Source organism: Kribbella sp. NBC_00482 (assembly GCF_036013725.1).
GTDB lineage: Bacteria > Actinomycetota > Actinomycetes > Propionibacteriales > Kribbellaceae > Kribbella.
Map to the genome: position 1 here is coordinate 2,909,379 of NZ_CP107881.1, position 14,625 is coordinate 2,924,003.

The window sequence follows — 14,625 nt, forward strand, 5'->3', positions numbered from 1 at the left end:
GGGAACGCTAGCGGGCCAGTCCTCGATCGTGCGCTTTTCAGGTCGCGAGACCGCGGCAGTCCACCGCAATCGCGACTGTGCTCAGGATCGCCGCTGGGCGCCGAGCGTCGGTCGGAAGACGCCATGTTGCTACCGCAACAGCTACACCCGACAACCCACCGACCGCTCGTATCACCCGGCCAGCTTCGTCAACGCAGCCTGATACTGCGGCCTCATCGCCGCGGGCGTCTTCGCCCCGGCGTACTGGAGCACCACGTTCCGCAGCACGAACGCCTCAGTGCCGAACGCGGTCGCGTACGCCTCCATCGGCGCCGCGTCGCCCCAGGTCGTGATCGTCACGTCGTCGGTCGTGGTCATCTCCAGACAGCCCAACTGCTGCGCGTCGCAGTTCTTCGAGTTGTCGCGCGGGTTCCGCACCGGCAAGTTCGCCGACCGGAACGCGGCCAGCACCTCGGCCGCCGCCAGACCCTGCGTCGCGGAGACGGGTGGCGGTGTCGGCGTGCTCGGCTCGGTGCTGGTGGCCGGCGGCTGGCTCGTCGGTGCGGATGCTGGCGGCGGGGCGCTCTCGTCCTTGCTTGAACAGACCGTCGCCAGCAGGGCGGCGGCGACGACGGTCGCGATCGCGCGCATGGTTTCCCCTCAGATCTCCGGTTACTGCGGGTGTATCGCAGATCACCGTGCCACTGTTACCAGATCACTTGTCTGGTCTCCGGGTGGTCGTCGTCCTCGCAGAAGTTCCAGCTCGGGCGCGTCATGTCGAGCACCTTCTGTCACGCGGTAGTCAGCGTGGGACTGGTTGTCCTGCCCTCCGTATGTTCCAGCGCCTTACACCGCAATATGGAGGCTGGAACATGGGGGGCAATGTCTGTAAGTGGAGGTTCGCCGGGACAGCTGGGACAAGGGAGGACGCCGGTGTCCCGGCTCGCCTGGCGTAAAACCGCAGGTCACAGCATTGCCGGGACAGCCGGGACAGCCGGGACAGCACTGGCCCGGAGGTCGCAGCAATCACCGATCGTCGGACTGGAGGTGTTTCGCTGACGATCTGCGCGCAAGCGTCGGGGTCCCAAGCTCAACGCTTGGGACCCCGACGCTTCTACCTAGCCGATCAGCCGACTAGGAGGATCTCTCGTACGTGCTGCTTTCCGTCTTGCCCCACTTCCACAATCGCGAGCTTGTTGCCACTGTCCACTTCATCTTCGATGAACTTCAGGACAGCGATCGCTCGTCGGATCGTTTCTGTTACTGATGCCGCTCGACGGGTTGCCAAGGATCGCAGGACCTCCATTGTGTCACTTGCGAGATTGACAGATAGTCGTGCAGTAGTGCTGGTCGTCTGTTCTGGCCCTGCGGACGGATTCGACCGTGTATCCAGATTGGACGTCACATCACATCGCCACCTTTGCGGGCCTCCCTGGGCCTCCGTACCCGCGCACCCTCGCGCGGTGCCGTCCGGTGTGTTGCGACGCACCGGACGCGCGATCTTTGTTGGTCGTTCGATGCACAGCTCCCCCGAGCAGTGCCCTGTGGATCGAGTGAGGCATGTTGCCAGCACACCCCGTCATCAGTGTGGGTCCCACCTTCCATAGGTTCCCTACCGAATACCTATAGAGTAGCTCATCCTTACACAAATTTGCCCTAGTTCATCAACATGTGATCCACACATGATCCCCACGTGATGTGAGATGATGCTCCCAGGTCCGCTGCGAGCTGGCAAGGAGGCCAGCAATCCCCTCGCGTGTGCGGGCCCGTAAGGAGATACGGGGCAATGTCCACTGACCCCCCGGACGATCGCGGGGATCCGCCAGAAGGCAAGGCGGAAGGCGGCGTTCCGCCGCCACCCCCAGGGGTCCACCCGCCGGACGAGATCAGCTACCTCGTCCGGCGCCTCATGATCTACATCCCGGCGCTGAGGGAGGGCCCCCTCCCGGACTCGAACCTCACCGGCGCTGGTCGTGAAGACGTAGATGAGGATGAAGCACCTAAGTCGCTCGACGTACCATCCGTGATCCGGAAGGGTGACGAGCTCGACCCCCAGCTCATGAAGGAGCGGACGACCAGTCGGCTCGCCTACACCCTTCTCGGGCTGCTGATCGGCCTCACTGCGGTGACGGTCGTGGCCATCTTCCGCCTTCCCGCTGACGATGCGGTGGCGAAGCTGATGGACCTCAGCAACAACCTGCTGGTGATCGTCGCCGGCGCGCTCGGATACTACTTCGGCAACAGGAAGTCCGGAGACTGATCCGTCGGTGGTGCGGGAACCTCACCCGGATCCCGCACCCGCGCATCTGTCACCCAGCTGCAGCGATGCCTTGAATATCGAGTACGGCATCGCGTCCAGGGCCAGCGTCAACGAGTTGTCGGACGAGTCGTAGTCGGTGGCGACGATCTGGCAGATGGTTGAGCCGATGCGGGGCGAGCCGGCAACTGGCTATTCACCGGGGTCGGTCGGCCTGGTGTCGCGGACCCATTGGAGAAACACCTCAGCTGTCCAGCACGTGATGTCGAGTTGGTCGCAGGCCGTTTTCAGCGCCATCTTCAAAGGCGGCCGGTCGATCACGTCATTGGTCGCCACGACAACGTCGCGAGGCGGGTTGGCTCTGGAGAGCTCATGGGCCATGGCCACCACATACGGGTCGGCTGGCTCGTTGGCCGGCTCCGCATTCTCCTGAACCAATGGAGCGGTGATGTGGAGAATCTCGGCCATGGTCTCGTCCGTGGGCTCCGGCTGACAGACCAGGGTCCTCGCCCTGGCGATCCAGGCTCCCGGTGCGTCAGGGTGACGTGCGAACGCGATCTCCTTGTACACCTGCCGGGGGAACACGAGACGGCCGTCTTGGACCAGTTGCAGCATGTGTTCGAAGATCGCCCACTGCTCGTCGATCCTGACAAGCGTCTTGAGTTTGATGATGACGGACGTGTCGATGACGCAGACGAGCGGAGGGGGTTCGGACTCGTCAGAAGGCGGGTACACCCGGCACCTCGTCCGCGATGCGCCGGGCATCGTCGACCGTGATGCGGAGAACCGATAGAGCCTCGTTCGGCGGCAACGACCCGAGCAGCAGAGCGACTGTGTGCTGGCCGTACTCACGTAGCCTCAGCGTCGGCCGCGGTGCCGATCGGACCTGTTCGGATTCGCGTGTCCTGCCCGGGACGAAGACTCGCAGCACCTCGCTGTACAGCCCTGGCTCAGCGTAGCCAAGGTCACGCAGCCGCAGCGCCGCTGCACGCGCACTAACCCGGAAACGGGACATCACAGAACGCACCGCTTCGATGCCGCCGGCGCCGAACCCGATGCCAGCGGAGCGGATCAGCTCGTACATTGCCGACCGGGGCATGAGCAGCGCAGCCGAGAAGCGGTCACACCACTTCTCTTCGTCGGAATCGACCACAATGTCAGCGGGCTCGAGACAGGCCGTTGCTTGGCGCAGCGTCAGATGGGCGAGTTCGTGCCCGAGAGTGTAGGAACGCACTGCCGGTGAGGTGCTGGCATTGAGAACGACCATCGGAGCGCGCTCATCCCAGCTCGCGAAGCCGCGGACCTCATCCTTGCCGAGCCGCAACGAAAACACGAGGACACCGGCGTCCTCTAGGGCCGCTCTCCAGTAGTTCAGCGCGGCGTAGTCATCCCGCCAAACCTGCTGCTCAGGAACGCGGAGCCATCCGCGTACTAGGTCAGCCACCTTCTCGGGATCCTGGCTCATAGAGGCAAAAGGAATCTCCGGGGGTCTGTCTTCGCGTGTCGCCCATGAGACTGCCTGCTGCAAGCGTTTCGCTCGGCGGACCTCAAGAAGCGCGCCGGAACCCACCATCTTGTCGCCCCCGCCAGGAGGATGACGGAACCCCGAGGGAAGGGCAGAACCAGCGGGCGGTTCAGGCAAAAAGAAGAAGACGCGCGGGCGGTGCAGCGCAGCAGCCAACGCGGAGGTCTGGCCTACGGTTGGGCGCGATGTGCCAGCCATCCACCCCTCAAGAACGGTCGGGTCTACATGAATGGCTCGAGCGACCTCAGCCGGGGTGCGGCCATCTTGGCGAATCGCCCAGGAGAGCACGCTCGGCGTGATCGGCGACTCTTTCGCGGCCATTGTTGCCTCCATCTCGCTACCGAGAGGCCCTGACGTTTGTCAGAGTATCGACCAATGCTGGACTGCACACCGCTTGGCGGCGCGTTACTGAGCCAAATGTCGGAGTCAACAACGAGCAGCTACAGCGGGCAGGAGTGGACCGACGATCAGGTGCGCCAGTTGCGTGAGCTGGCTGCGGGCAATACGCCGGTCGGTGTGATGAGCCTGAAACTGGGCCGGACCGAGGACGCGATCCGCTCAAGGGCGCAGTCGGAGGGGATCGCCCTGTCTCCGCCGAACCGGTCGCCGTACGGCGACATGAGGTGAGCCGTGGGCGCATGCTGGTGGCATGGCTGGCGCCTGGCGGTGCGGGAAGTGCGATGGGATGAAGGTTCCGGAGCATAAACGGGATGAATTGCACTAGATGCAACATTTGCCCGCTGGTCCGGATCGGCTAATCGCGCTGGTCAGGGAGGTGCAACGAGAGTGCGGGTTTGACCGTCGCCGGCCTCTGACCTAGGCAGACGGGTTCACTGCAACATTGATGCATCTACTGCAACAGCCTGGAGATGGTCTGATGGATCGCGACGCGAAGCAGAGCCACGATGCTGCGATGCCTGGTCTGACTGTTCAACGTAAAGCCCCTACCGTGGCGTTACAGGCCGGGTTGCCCGGAACCCTCGAGATCGACACCTCAACAAACTGCCTGGTCGTCCGCAGCCCCATGAGCACTCCTGCCGACCCCGACCGCCTCGTCGACATCGACGTGGCCTGGCCCCCAGGATGGAGTGTCGCACTCCGTGACGGCACACCCGCCCTGATTGATGCAACAGGACAGCTGGCCTGCCGGCTGGGCGACGAGATAACCGTCGGTGGAGGCTTCGTAGACATAGCCCGGATCGGCGTCGTCTCGTGCACAGGCCAGGAGCGGATATTCCAGGCATCCGAGCTCACACGCGTTTGAGCGTTCCCTTGTCGACGAGCATGCCCCCGTCACCCTGACCAACACTGCTGATGAACCCAGAGCCAGTGATCCAATCCACGTTTGCCCAAGGCGGACCGGAATACCGCACACTTTGAATATGCACCGGTTCCCAGTCCACCAATTCTGTCCGCACCGCGACCAGTCGGTGCCCGTGACGGGCGTTCGAGGCGTGGTGTGGCCACCGTTGGGGCGTTGGCGTCTCTGGCGCCCGCGGCGTGGCGATGACCCCGGCGCAGCGGCGAACTGAGAGCCGGATACCGGCCGACCTGGTTGGTCCGGTGGAGGTCGCTCTTGCGCGCTCGGTTGAGCAGATCCCCGAACCGAACGCGCTACCCGGCGGCTGCCGCTACGAGGTGAAGTGGGAGGGGTACCGCGTCGCCATCGTGCGCCGGGGCGATCAAGCGCGCCTGTGGACTCGCAATCGGAACGACATCACCGACCGCTCGCGACGGTCTGATCACTCGGCGGTGATCTGTGGCGATCGTTGACCTTGGATGCCTGCGGCAATGGCCGCCATATTGTCGGTAATCGCGTCGGCTCCAGCTCGTTTCAACTCGACTCCGCGCGCCGATGACTTAGCGTAGCCGATCGAGCGGACCCCAACGGACTTGCTGACCTCAATGTCGGTTACGGAGTCGCCGATCATTACGCAGTCGCGGGGTTGGCGCTTGACGATGGCGAGCGCTCGGACGACTAGTTCGGGGTCGGGCTTCATGAGGGCCGGGTTCCCGGGTGGCCGACCGAGCACGCTGGCAACCTTCCCGACCAGATCGTGCTGCTCAAGGTACGTCTGAATCGCCGCTGCCGCGTTGTTGCTCACGATGACGACAGTTCGGCCAGCCAGCTGGCAGGCAGTCAAGAACTCTGCGGCTCCAGGTGTGGGCACGGCATTTCGGCCAGCTTCGGTCTCTCCTGCCAGGGCGATCTGTTCGACCGCAGCTAGTACGATCGGTGCCTGATTTGCGGCGTAGCGGACAACCGCAAGATGATCGCTCGTTGTCGCGATTGATTCGGAGAGCTCGATGCCTGCTTGCTGTAGGGGGGCTCGGGTCGCATCGGCGAGGCGCAAGTTTGGCCCCGGCGGCAACAGAGTGGTCACGGGGCCGTCGAAGTCGAGCAGAATCGGTCCGGTGTCTGCCAGAACCGCGTTCAGTTCATCGCTCATGCGGGCGCGTACTCGCGAGCGATGGTGTTCCATACGCTGTCGAACCAACGCGCGGTCTCGGTGACATACAACGAGCCGGTCGAGTTCGGGTCGCCGTCGGCGACGTGGTGGAACAAGACGGCGTCCTTGCCCATCGGGTCGAAGATCGGCACCTGCTCTTTGCCGATAGTCACCGTGTGCTCGACGACTGGGTAGTACCCGAAGAACAGTTCGTGGTTGTTGAGCAGATAGACCTTGAACAGCGGCGCTGAGCCGTGCACGCGCACCTGTGCCTCGGCCTTCTCGATGAGCCCGAGGTTGCCCAATTCGGTCACCGACTCCACGATCGAGAGCGCATGACGTTCGACCAGGCGTTCCATACGACGACGCACGCCGGGATCGTCGCCCGGATGGTCACCGGCTCGGGTGGGCAAAGCGATCGGGTTGGACATGTCCGACAGCAGCAGCCGAAGCCGCACCGACTTTGGCGTCAGGCGACCCGCGCGGATCTTGTCGAGGGGCTCTTGGATGATCCCGTTTAGCGTCTCCGCCGTGTAGCCGGAGAAGTCGATCCGGACGTCGGGAGTGTCGAAGACTGCCTCGATGTGGGGCCGCAGACCTACGGGCCGTTCGGTCCGTTCGCGGACGAACACGCCGCTCCCTTGCCGCGAGACGATCAGCCCCTCCGCCCGCAGGAGGCGCAGCGACTGCTGGATCGTCATGCGGGCGACGCTGTAGCGCTCCGCCAGTTCCGCCTGTGAGGGCAGCTTGTCTCCCGGCGCGAACTTCTTGGTCAAGATCGCGGCCCGAAGGACGTTCGCGACCTGCTGGTACGGCGGGCGTGGGTCGTCCGGATCGAGCGTCGTCATGCGGCAAGCGTAGTGCAGATGGCTAGCTGTGCTGGCCAACTTGCGGTTGGTAATTGACTTGGCTAGCCAACCTAGGTATTTTCTCCTCCACCCGACTAGATGGCTAGCCAAGCTAGGCAGGCCAGTGAAGAGGAGGGTTCCAATGGAGTTGGCGATCTTCGGGTTGGTGCTGTTGGCCGCATTGGTCTTGATGTGTTGGAAGAACCTCGTCGCCGGGCTGGTCGCGGTGGTTGCGCTGATGCTGGGCATCACGATCGCGGCCAGCAATGGGCCGCTGGAGCGTCCGTCGGAGTCGTTCACGAACGGCACGCGGAACGTGATCGGTGACATCGGCGACACGCTGTTCAACGGGGGTGCCCGGTGAGCGCCCGTGCGGTGTGGGGCCGCGTGATGGACGCGCTCTACGCCGCGTCGGACGCCTCGCACAAGGCGCGGGGCTGGGAGGTCCGCAGGGGCCGGTTCGGCTCGCGCCGTTACCGGCTGGACGTGGCCGCGTGGCTGGAGTCGCAGCGCCGCCTGGAGCGGTTCGGCTCGACGCCCGGCGCGGTCGCGGTGGTCCGCGACGAGGCGGCCGACCGTTGGGACTCGATGCGCTGGACCGACAGGGACGTGGCGCGGGTGCTCACGGCGGACGAGTCGCTGGCTGAAGCGCACAACCGGGCGCGCGCTGCCGGTGTGCCGTTCGACGGCTGGTCATACCGCGCTGGACGGGAGGCAGCGTGATGACCGCCCGGGTGACCGCTCGTGTAGCGGCGGTGCTGTTCACGCTGTGCGCCGGCCTGGTGCTGGCGATGGTCGCCGGGATCGACCTTGCCGACCGGTCCGCGGTCGTGCGGGTGCTGGTGCTGCTGGTCGCGACGATGCAGATCGGCGAGACGGCTTGGCAGTTCGTGTGGGCCGCCGAGGACGGCGAGCGTCTGGTGCCGTACCTGCCTGCGCTGGCGATCGTTGCAGGCATCCCGATGGCGATCGCGGCCCACATCGACCATGTCGGGCTGGCGATCGGGATCGGCGGGTTCCTGTCGGCGGTGCTGTCCACGTCGCTGCTGATCAAGCGCACTGGGCGTCCGTCCGGTCAGGCGGTGTCGTCATGACCGGGCTGCGCATCGACCGGCCGTGCCGGGTCCGCCGGGCCGCGCCGGGCTGCTGGGAATGGACGTGTCTGTGTTCACCCGCGGTGTGGCCGTGCACGGGCCGCACCACCAGTTGGGCAGACGCGCAGACCGCTGCCGACCAGCACATGACCGCCGCTCACCCTGGCGCCCCGGTCGCCGATCTGGCCCCGGTGATCGACATGGCCGCCTATCGCACCACCACGCTCACCGGTGGTCGGGTGCTGGAGTTCGCCCGGCCGGGAGGTGACGCGGCATGAACGGTGCGAGTAGCGCCGGATCGGTCGCGTTCGACCCGTTCCGGCCGCCGATGGTCGGCGCCGAGACCTGGCAGTCCGCGATGGACGCGGCGGGCTGGCGGTGCGAGTGCACAGGCCAGTGCGGCAAGGGCCACGGCAAGACCGCCGGGCGCTGCGGGATCAACCACGGAACGGCGCACCCGCTGGCGGTGACCGCGGCCGACCCGACCGCGTCCCTGCACGCCGCGGTCACCGGCGCCGAGCTGGTGGCGCTGTGCGCGGGCTGCCAGGCCGGCTCCAAGCGGGCCGCGACCAAGGCCGCCGAGCAGGCCGCTGCCGACCGCACCGACCAACTCGACCTCTTCGACCTGACCGGAGGCGACGCCGCATGAACACCCCCAACCCCCTCGCTGTGGCCGTCCCGGTCGTCACCCTGCCGCTGGCCGGTGCAGTGGCCGATGACGAGACCACCAAAGCCGTGGTGCGCCGTGAGTACGGGTCGCTGGATGAGGCCGGGCTGCCCGGACCCGTCTACACCCAAGCCCAGGCCCGCGCGGAGCGGAACCTGCATACCGGTATCCGGGCCGCCTACGACGACGGCGTGACGGTGCCGTGCCTGACCGACCCGGCGACCTGGGACGCGGACTTCTCCGAAGGACAGGTGACGCGCGAGGACGTGTTCCGCGCCGCGAACCTGTGCCGCACCGCGTGCCCGGTGTTCGCGCTGTGCGACGCCTACCGGGCCACGAATCCGCCGGCACACGGCATCCTCGCGGGCCGCTACGTCAAGCATCCGTCCGAGATGCGCTCGCCCGGATCGGCTCACCCGGACACCAACCGCCGCGACGACTGGGCCACCGGCCGCGACCTGCTCCCGACCACCACCGCGACCGCCGACATGACCGCTGACGCGGCCTGATCTCTTCCCTGACTGGAGAACCGATGAACCGCAAGCGCTACAACACCACCGCACCGCGCGACCTGGTGCTGCGCGTTGCCGAGGGCACCGACCGCCTGTGCGAGGCGTGCGCGTTGCGGCGGACCCGGCGGCGGATGGACGTGGCCGGCGTGGTGTTCGCGATCTGCGAGTCCTGCGCCCCGGTGCCGGTGATGGCGATCCTCCCGGCCCGCGACGGCGCGAACCAGACCTGTGACCGCACCGACTTCAAGGACGCTGCCTGATGACTACCAGCGACACCACCGAGCTCAGCAACTACACACGTCCAAGCCAGATCCTCATTCAGGCGAGCTGGACGCCGAACGACTTCGAACCCTCACAGGCGTCCGTCGTCGCCGCGCACGTCTCCGAGTCCGGGTACCACCACCCCGCCTTCATCGCCGCCAACATCGGCGGCCAAGCAGGAGTGCGGGTCAACTTCGATGATCCGGCCGATGTTCAGCAGCTGATCGACGTGCTGACCGACGCGCTCGCCCAATACCGCACCGCCGAGCACGGCGACGAGAAGAGAGGTTGGCAGCGATGACGACCACGGAGCTTCTTGCCCCCGGCAAGCTCAACGACCAGAAGACGTCCGGCGTCACCAAGCTTCGCGCGACGGCCACTGAGGCGTCACAGGTCCGCGCCCTGTCCACGCACCCGGACGTCATCGCGCTGCGGGTGGAGTCGATCCGCACCCAGGTGGACGTGTTGATGTGGGTCGGGATCGTCCTCGGGCTGGCATTCACGATGGTCAACGTTCAGGCGTTCGCCGCTGCGGGCGCGGCCACCGGTTCGCTGCCGTGGATCGCGGCCTGGCTGCTGGACCCGATGGTGTCGCTGGTGCTGATCGCGGTCCTGCGGGCAGAGCAGATCACCGCCCGCTACCAGGTCACCGACCCCACGAAGTGGCTGAGCCGGACGAAGAAGTTCGCGTTCGCCGCGACCTACGTCATGAACACCTGGCAGTCGTTCCTGCACAAGGACATCGCGGGGATCGTGCTGCACTCGGTGCCGCCGCTGCTGGTGTTCTGCGCTGCCGAGACCGCGCCGGTGCTGCGCGACCGGCTGACCGAGGCCGTGCTGCGTGCCGAGCGGACTGCCGCCGAAGTCAACCCCACCGCGCAGCCGCTCATCGCACCGACCGCGCCGGAGGCGACTCCCGTAGTCGAGTCCGAGCGTCCCGCCAACGCAGCACCTGCGCCGAACTCGACCGCGCCCGCTGCGACGACGCGGAAGCGGCCCGCGCGCAACGCCCCGGCTCGCCCGGCGGGCAAACCGAGCGGGAAGACCACCAGCAAGACCACGGGCAAGACGACGGGCAAGGACAAGGCCCGGGCGCACTGGGATGCCGAGGTCGCGGCGGGCCGGGAGCCCAGTGGTGGCGAGCTGGCCCGGGTCGCCGAGGTTGACCCGTCGCTGGGTCGCCGGTGGGCGCGCGACTGGAAGACCGAAACCCCGGACAGCGCCCCTGACGACACGACCGATGGCCAGGTGGCGGCCGACATCACACCGGCCGCGACCCCCGACAGCGACACCGACGCCCGGACGAACGAGACGAGCCGTGACATGGAAGAGGAGGCCGCCTGATGCGCTTCATCGGCAGCAAGCACCACGACGACAACCACCACGACCTAGACGGAGAGGCCCGGGCCCCACGGCCGCAGGACGTGACCGCCGATGCTGAATCGATGGGCGAGGTTGTGCACCTGCACCGCCCGGAGTCCGCCGACACAGCCGCCGACTCTGCCGACGCAACGAGCGTGGACGAGACCCCGCGTGTTCAGGATGTGGTGGCTCGGGTGGTCCCGCAGGGGACCGCGTCGGCGGCGGACTACGACGTCGAAACCGACGACGACCAGGACGACGACGGCGAGGTGCGGCCGGTCCCGGTGGACCCCGCGCCGGGCACGGTGCCCGGCCTGTTTCCGTGGGACCGCACCGACAACCGCCGCGACGTGCTGCCGCTGTGGCTGACCGACACCACGACCCGTAAAGCCGCGGTCGTGTGGGCGCGGGACCTGGCCAAGCACAAGGCGAAGTACCACGCCGCGCGGGCCCCGCTGTACGCCGGGAAGGTCGCGGTGCGGGTGCCGCGCGGTGCGGGCCGCGTGCTGGGCACGTATGTGCGGTGGGTGACCGACGCCGAGACGAGGCCGCTGCGCCAGGAGGCCGTGCGCAAGGCGGATGCGATCGAGCACATGAAGCTCGCGCAGAAGACCGCCGAGCGGCAGAAGGCGCGGCTGATGCTGTCGGCGTTCGCGTCGGTCCCGGTCCTGGCGGGACTCGCGATGGTCGTGTTCGCCGCTCCGGTCCCGGTCGCGGTCCTGCTCGGTGTGGGTGCCGCGTCCTGGCTCGGGGTCCGGGGCGGGACCGCCGACAAGCCGCTGTTCGGTCGCGCCGTCGTGACCGGGAAGGTCCCGGAACTCACCTCGAACATGATCCTGCTCGCGCTCGGGTCGCTGAACAACTCGCTACTGAACGCGGCGGTGAAGAACGCGCGGGGGATCACGTTCCCGGCCCCGATCACCCGCGAGGGTCCAGGCTGGCGCGCGGACATCGATCTGCCGCACGGCGTGACCGCGAGCGACATCATGGAGAAGCGTTCCGCGCTCGCGTCGGCGTTGCGCCGGCCGCTGGGCTGTGTGTGGCCCGAACCCGACCCGGAACAGCACGAGGGCCGCCTGGTGCTGTGGGTGGGCGACAAGGACATGGCCAAGGTCCCGCCGGTGGCGTGGCCGCTGGCCAAGGCCGGGAAGGTGTCGCTGTTCGAGGCGTTCCCGTTCGGCACCGACCAGCGCGGACGCCCGGTCCTGCTGCTGCTGATGTTCGCGAACATGCTGATCGGCGCGATGCCCCGGTTCGGGAAGACGTTCGCGCTGCGGGTGGTCCTGCTCGCTGCCGCGATGGACCCGACCGTGGAGATGTACGTCTACGAGCTGAAGGGCACCGGTGACCTGGACGCCCTGGAGCAGGTCGCGCACCGGTTCCACTCCGGTCCCGGTGACGACCCCGCGCTGAACGCGACCATGGCGGGACTGCGCGAGGTGCACAGCGAGCTGGAGTCCCGCGCCCACGCGCTCAAGCGGCTCCCGGTGGACATGCGCAAGGAGAACAAGGTCACTCCGGAGATCGCGGGCAAGCGGTCCCTCGGTCTGTACCCGATCCTGCTGGCGATCGATGAGTGCCAGGAGCTGTTCACCGACAAGACCCACGGCGCGGAAGCCGAGCAGCTGTGCCTGGACATCATCAAGCGCGGTCCCGCCCTCGGGATCATGCTGGTCCTGGCCACGCAGCGCCCGGACAAGGACTCGCTGCCGACCGGGATCTCCGCGAACGCCGGGATCCGGCTGTGCCTGCGGGTGATGGGCCAGACCGAGAACGACATGATCCTGGGCACGTCGTCGTACAAGAACGGCATGAACGCCGCCGCGTTCACCAACAAGGACAAGGGAATCGGCATCCTGCGCGGTCACGCCGACGCGCACCAGATCACCAAGTCCTACTACATCGACGGTCCCGCCGCCGAACAGATCGTCAAGCGTGCCCGGGCGCTGCGGGAGAAGGCCGGGACCATCACCGGGCACGCCGCCGGCGACACCCCGGACGTGGAGGCGGGACCGCAGTTCTCCCTGCTGGACGACATCGCCGCCGTGTTCGCGCCGGGCGAGGACAAGGTGTGGTCGGAGACGATCTGCGACCGGCTCGAAGAGCTGCGACCCGACGTGTACCGCAGGTGGGACGCCGTGGGGCTGGCCAACGCGCTCAAGCCGCTCGGTGTCGCCACCGAGCAGACCTGGGCACGCGACGCCACCGGCAAGGGAGCGAACCGGCGCGGCTTCACCCGCACCGCGCTCGACAAAGCCCGCGCCACCAACGCCCGCAACAACACGAAGAGTGACGATCCGGGCAGTGGGGAGGCGACCGCCTGACCCTGCCAAACCTTCGACAACTGCATCACGGCTTAGCGCCGCACCGGCCCTAGCAGGGCCAGTGATCTCGAAGAGTTCCTAGCACCTGGCCCCGCTAGACCTAGCACTCCCGCTAGCGCGCCGATCTCACCCGTGACCTGCGAAGACATTAGGTCTAACGGGTCGGCCGACTCACGCCAAAAACGCCCAAAACAGGCCCTAGGAGCGCCCTTGACCCCCCGAACAACCGGCTAGTGCCAACCCGACCCCACAACGGCCCACAGGCAGCCACAGGAGCCCGCTCATGCGCAGTCTCGCCACCACCCTCAAAACCCTCCGCGATCGCCTGAATAGTGACTCTCCGCAATCGTCGGAGGGGTTCGCGACCTGGTGCCCCGCGCCACGGTTGCGGGTACGGCAGACCCCGGCCGATGAAGTGCCGATCGGCGTGGACGCCACCGGGCAGCCCGTCGCCATCCCGCGCGACGACCACGTGCTGATCGCCGGTGACCCGCGCACCCTGGTCACCACCGCCGTCCGCACGGTCGCTCTCCACCACGCCCGGTTCCCCGCCACCCGGGTCCACGTCTACGAGCCCGAACCGGTCGGCGACCTGACCGCGCTGCGCGCTCTGGCGCACCGGTACATCAGCACTGCTGGCAACGGTGGCGCGACAGCGCGGCTCACGATCGAGGACCTGACCGAGCTGGCCACCGAGATCGACCGCCGCGCGGCAGTGCTGGCCAAACTGAACGCCGACGTCGTCGCCGCCGGCCTGGCCCTGCCACCCGTCGAGTCGATCCCCGCTCTGCACCGGCTGTTGCCCACGGCGTGGACTAGCCAGCTGGTCAAGGCCGACCTCGACGTTGACCTGACCGGGCTGGCGCGGCACGTGGTGGTGATCGGCGACGCGATCCGCTGGGTGCTCAGCGAGGACGCCGGGCAGGCGTTCGCCGACATCCTGACCCGGGTCGCGACCCGGGGCCAAGCGGCCGGTGTCAGCCTCGTCCTCGGCGTCAAGTCGCCCTATCTGCCGTACCTGCCGATCGACCTGACCGACGCCATCGCGACCCGGATCGCGCTGCGGATGCACGAACCGCACCACGCCGACCGCGTACTGGGCCACGACGCCCGCGCGGACGGCGTGGACGCCGCCAACCCGCTGGACGGGCACGGCCACCACAACCACGCCTACGGGATGTGCTGGGTCACCGGCGCCATCAACCGCAGCCGCTACCAGCGGGCGCAGATCTACGCCACCTCCCCACAGACGTTCGGGTACGACGCCGTGCGGCTGGCCCGTGCCCGGCGCCGCGACCACCGACTCACCGGCGACGCCGCAACCCGGGCAGGCAGGTGATGCCCGC

General features: G+C 67.4%; 19 protein-coding genes. 14 read left to right on the top strand and 5 right to left on the bottom strand.

Annotation, left to right across the window (positions count from 1 at the left end):
* Positions 1–171: 171 nt before the first annotated feature.
* Entirely contained in the window at positions 172–630 is a 459-nt protein-coding gene (locus OHB24_RS14585; protein WP_327639542.1) for a hypothetical protein, read from the bottom strand.
* 1,135 nt (positions 631–1,765) lie between these two features.
* Here OHB24_RS14585 and OHB24_RS14590 point away from each other — a divergent pair.
* Positions 1,766–2,239 (top strand): hypothetical protein, encoded by a 474-nt coding sequence (locus OHB24_RS14590; RefSeq protein WP_327639543.1) that lies wholly within the window; start codon positions 1,766–1,768, stop codon positions 2,237–2,239.
* Positions 2,240–2,428: 189 nt separating this feature from the next.
* On the opposite strand, the gene OHB24_RS14595 is transcribed toward OHB24_RS14590, so the two are convergent.
* Positions 2,429–2,971 (bottom strand): DUF4411 family protein, encoded by a 543-nt coding sequence (locus tag OHB24_RS14595; RefSeq protein ID WP_327639544.1) that lies wholly within the window; start codon positions 2,969–2,971, stop codon positions 2,429–2,431.
* Positions 2,955–4,082, bottom strand: coding sequence for an ImmA/IrrE family metallo-endopeptidase (locus tag OHB24_RS14600; RefSeq protein WP_327639545.1), 1,128 nt, complete (start codon positions 4,080–4,082; stop codon positions 2,955–2,957). The genes OHB24_RS14595 and OHB24_RS14600 overlap by 17 nt, the downstream gene beginning before the upstream one ends.
* A gap of 96 nt (positions 4,083–4,178) precedes the next feature.
* On the opposite strand from OHB24_RS14600, the gene OHB24_RS14605 reads away from it, so the two are divergent.
* Together OHB24_RS14605 and OHB24_RS14610 are read left to right on the top strand one after the other, a co-directional pair.
* Positions 4,179–4,388 (top strand): hypothetical protein, encoded by a 210-nt coding sequence (locus tag OHB24_RS14605; protein WP_327639546.1) that lies wholly within the window; start codon positions 4,179–4,181, stop codon positions 4,386–4,388.
* Positions 4,389–4,638: 250 nt separating this feature from the next.
* Positions 4,639–5,025 carry a hypothetical protein gene (locus OHB24_RS14610; protein WP_327639547.1) on the top strand — a complete coding sequence of 129 codons (387 nt, stop codon included), beginning with the start codon at positions 4,639–4,641 and terminating at the stop codon, positions 5,023–5,025.
* Positions 5,026–5,503: 478 nt separating this feature from the next.
* On the opposite strand, the gene OHB24_RS14615 is transcribed toward OHB24_RS14610, so the two are convergent.
* Positions 5,504–6,211, bottom strand: coding sequence for an HAD family hydrolase (locus tag OHB24_RS14615; RefSeq protein WP_327639548.1), 708 nt, complete (start codon positions 6,209–6,211; stop codon positions 5,504–5,506).
* Positions 6,208–7,059, bottom strand: a complete 852-nt coding sequence (locus OHB24_RS14620) for a GntR family transcriptional regulator (protein ID WP_327639549.1) — start codon at positions 7,057–7,059, stop codon at positions 6,208–6,210. Before OHB24_RS14620 ends, OHB24_RS14615 begins: the two co-directional genes overlap by 4 nt.
* A gap of 142 nt (positions 7,060–7,201) precedes the next feature.
* Between OHB24_RS14620 and OHB24_RS14625 the strand changes: the two genes are divergently transcribed.
* From OHB24_RS14625 to OHB24_RS14675, 11 genes are all read left to right on the top strand, one after another.
* Positions 7,202–7,423: a hypothetical protein gene (locus OHB24_RS14625; protein ID WP_327639550.1), complete on the top strand. Its 222-nt coding sequence runs from the start codon at positions 7,202–7,204 to the stop codon at positions 7,421–7,423.
* Positions 7,420–7,782 (top strand): hypothetical protein, encoded by a 363-nt coding sequence (locus OHB24_RS14630; RefSeq protein ID WP_327639551.1) that lies wholly within the window; start codon positions 7,420–7,422, stop codon positions 7,780–7,782. Before OHB24_RS14625 ends, OHB24_RS14630 begins: the two co-directional genes overlap by 4 nt.
* Positions 7,782–8,153 carry a hypothetical protein gene (locus tag OHB24_RS14635; protein ID WP_327639552.1) on the top strand — a complete coding sequence of 124 codons (372 nt, stop codon included), beginning with the start codon at positions 7,782–7,784 and terminating at the stop codon, positions 8,151–8,153. The genes OHB24_RS14630 and OHB24_RS14635 overlap by 1 nt, the downstream gene beginning before the upstream one ends.
* Positions 8,150–8,431, top strand: a complete 282-nt coding sequence (locus tag OHB24_RS14640) for a hypothetical protein (protein WP_327639553.1) — start codon at positions 8,150–8,152, stop codon at positions 8,429–8,431. The genes OHB24_RS14635 and OHB24_RS14640 overlap by 4 nt, the downstream gene beginning before the upstream one ends.
* On the top strand, positions 8,428–8,802 hold the full coding sequence (locus OHB24_RS14645; RefSeq protein WP_327639554.1) for a hypothetical protein: 375 nt from the start codon (positions 8,428–8,430) through the stop codon (positions 8,800–8,802). Before OHB24_RS14640 ends, OHB24_RS14645 begins: the two co-directional genes overlap by 4 nt.
* Complete coding sequence (locus OHB24_RS14650) at positions 8,799–9,329, top strand: hypothetical protein (protein ID WP_327639555.1); 531 nt, start codon at positions 8,799–8,801, stop codon at positions 9,327–9,329. The genes OHB24_RS14645 and OHB24_RS14650 overlap by 4 nt, the downstream gene beginning before the upstream one ends.
* 23 nt (positions 9,330–9,352) lie before the next feature.
* Positions 9,353–9,592 carry a hypothetical protein gene (locus OHB24_RS14655; RefSeq protein ID WP_327639556.1) on the top strand — a complete coding sequence of 80 codons (240 nt, stop codon included), beginning with the start codon at positions 9,353–9,355 and terminating at the stop codon, positions 9,590–9,592.
* The gene (locus OHB24_RS14660) at positions 9,592–9,894 is read left to right on the top strand and encodes a hypothetical protein (protein WP_327639557.1); all 303 of its coding nucleotides are present in this window, start codon (positions 9,592–9,594) and stop codon (positions 9,892–9,894) included. The genes OHB24_RS14655 and OHB24_RS14660 overlap by 1 nt, the downstream gene beginning before the upstream one ends.
* Entirely contained in the window at positions 9,891–10,937 is a 1,047-nt protein-coding gene (locus OHB24_RS14665; protein ID WP_327639558.1) for a hypothetical protein, read from the top strand. Before OHB24_RS14660 ends, OHB24_RS14665 begins: the two co-directional genes overlap by 4 nt.
* The gene (locus tag OHB24_RS14670) at positions 10,937–13,279 is read left to right on the top strand and encodes a cell division protein FtsK (RefSeq protein WP_327639559.1); all 2,343 of its coding nucleotides are present in this window, start codon (positions 10,937–10,939) and stop codon (positions 13,277–13,279) included. The genes OHB24_RS14665 and OHB24_RS14670 overlap by 1 nt, the downstream gene beginning before the upstream one ends.
* 427 nt (positions 13,280–13,706) lie before the next feature.
* Positions 13,707–14,618 (top strand): hypothetical protein, encoded by a 912-nt coding sequence (locus OHB24_RS14675; protein WP_327639560.1) that lies wholly within the window; start codon positions 13,707–13,709, stop codon positions 14,616–14,618.
* Positions 14,619–14,625: the final 7 nt, after the last annotated feature.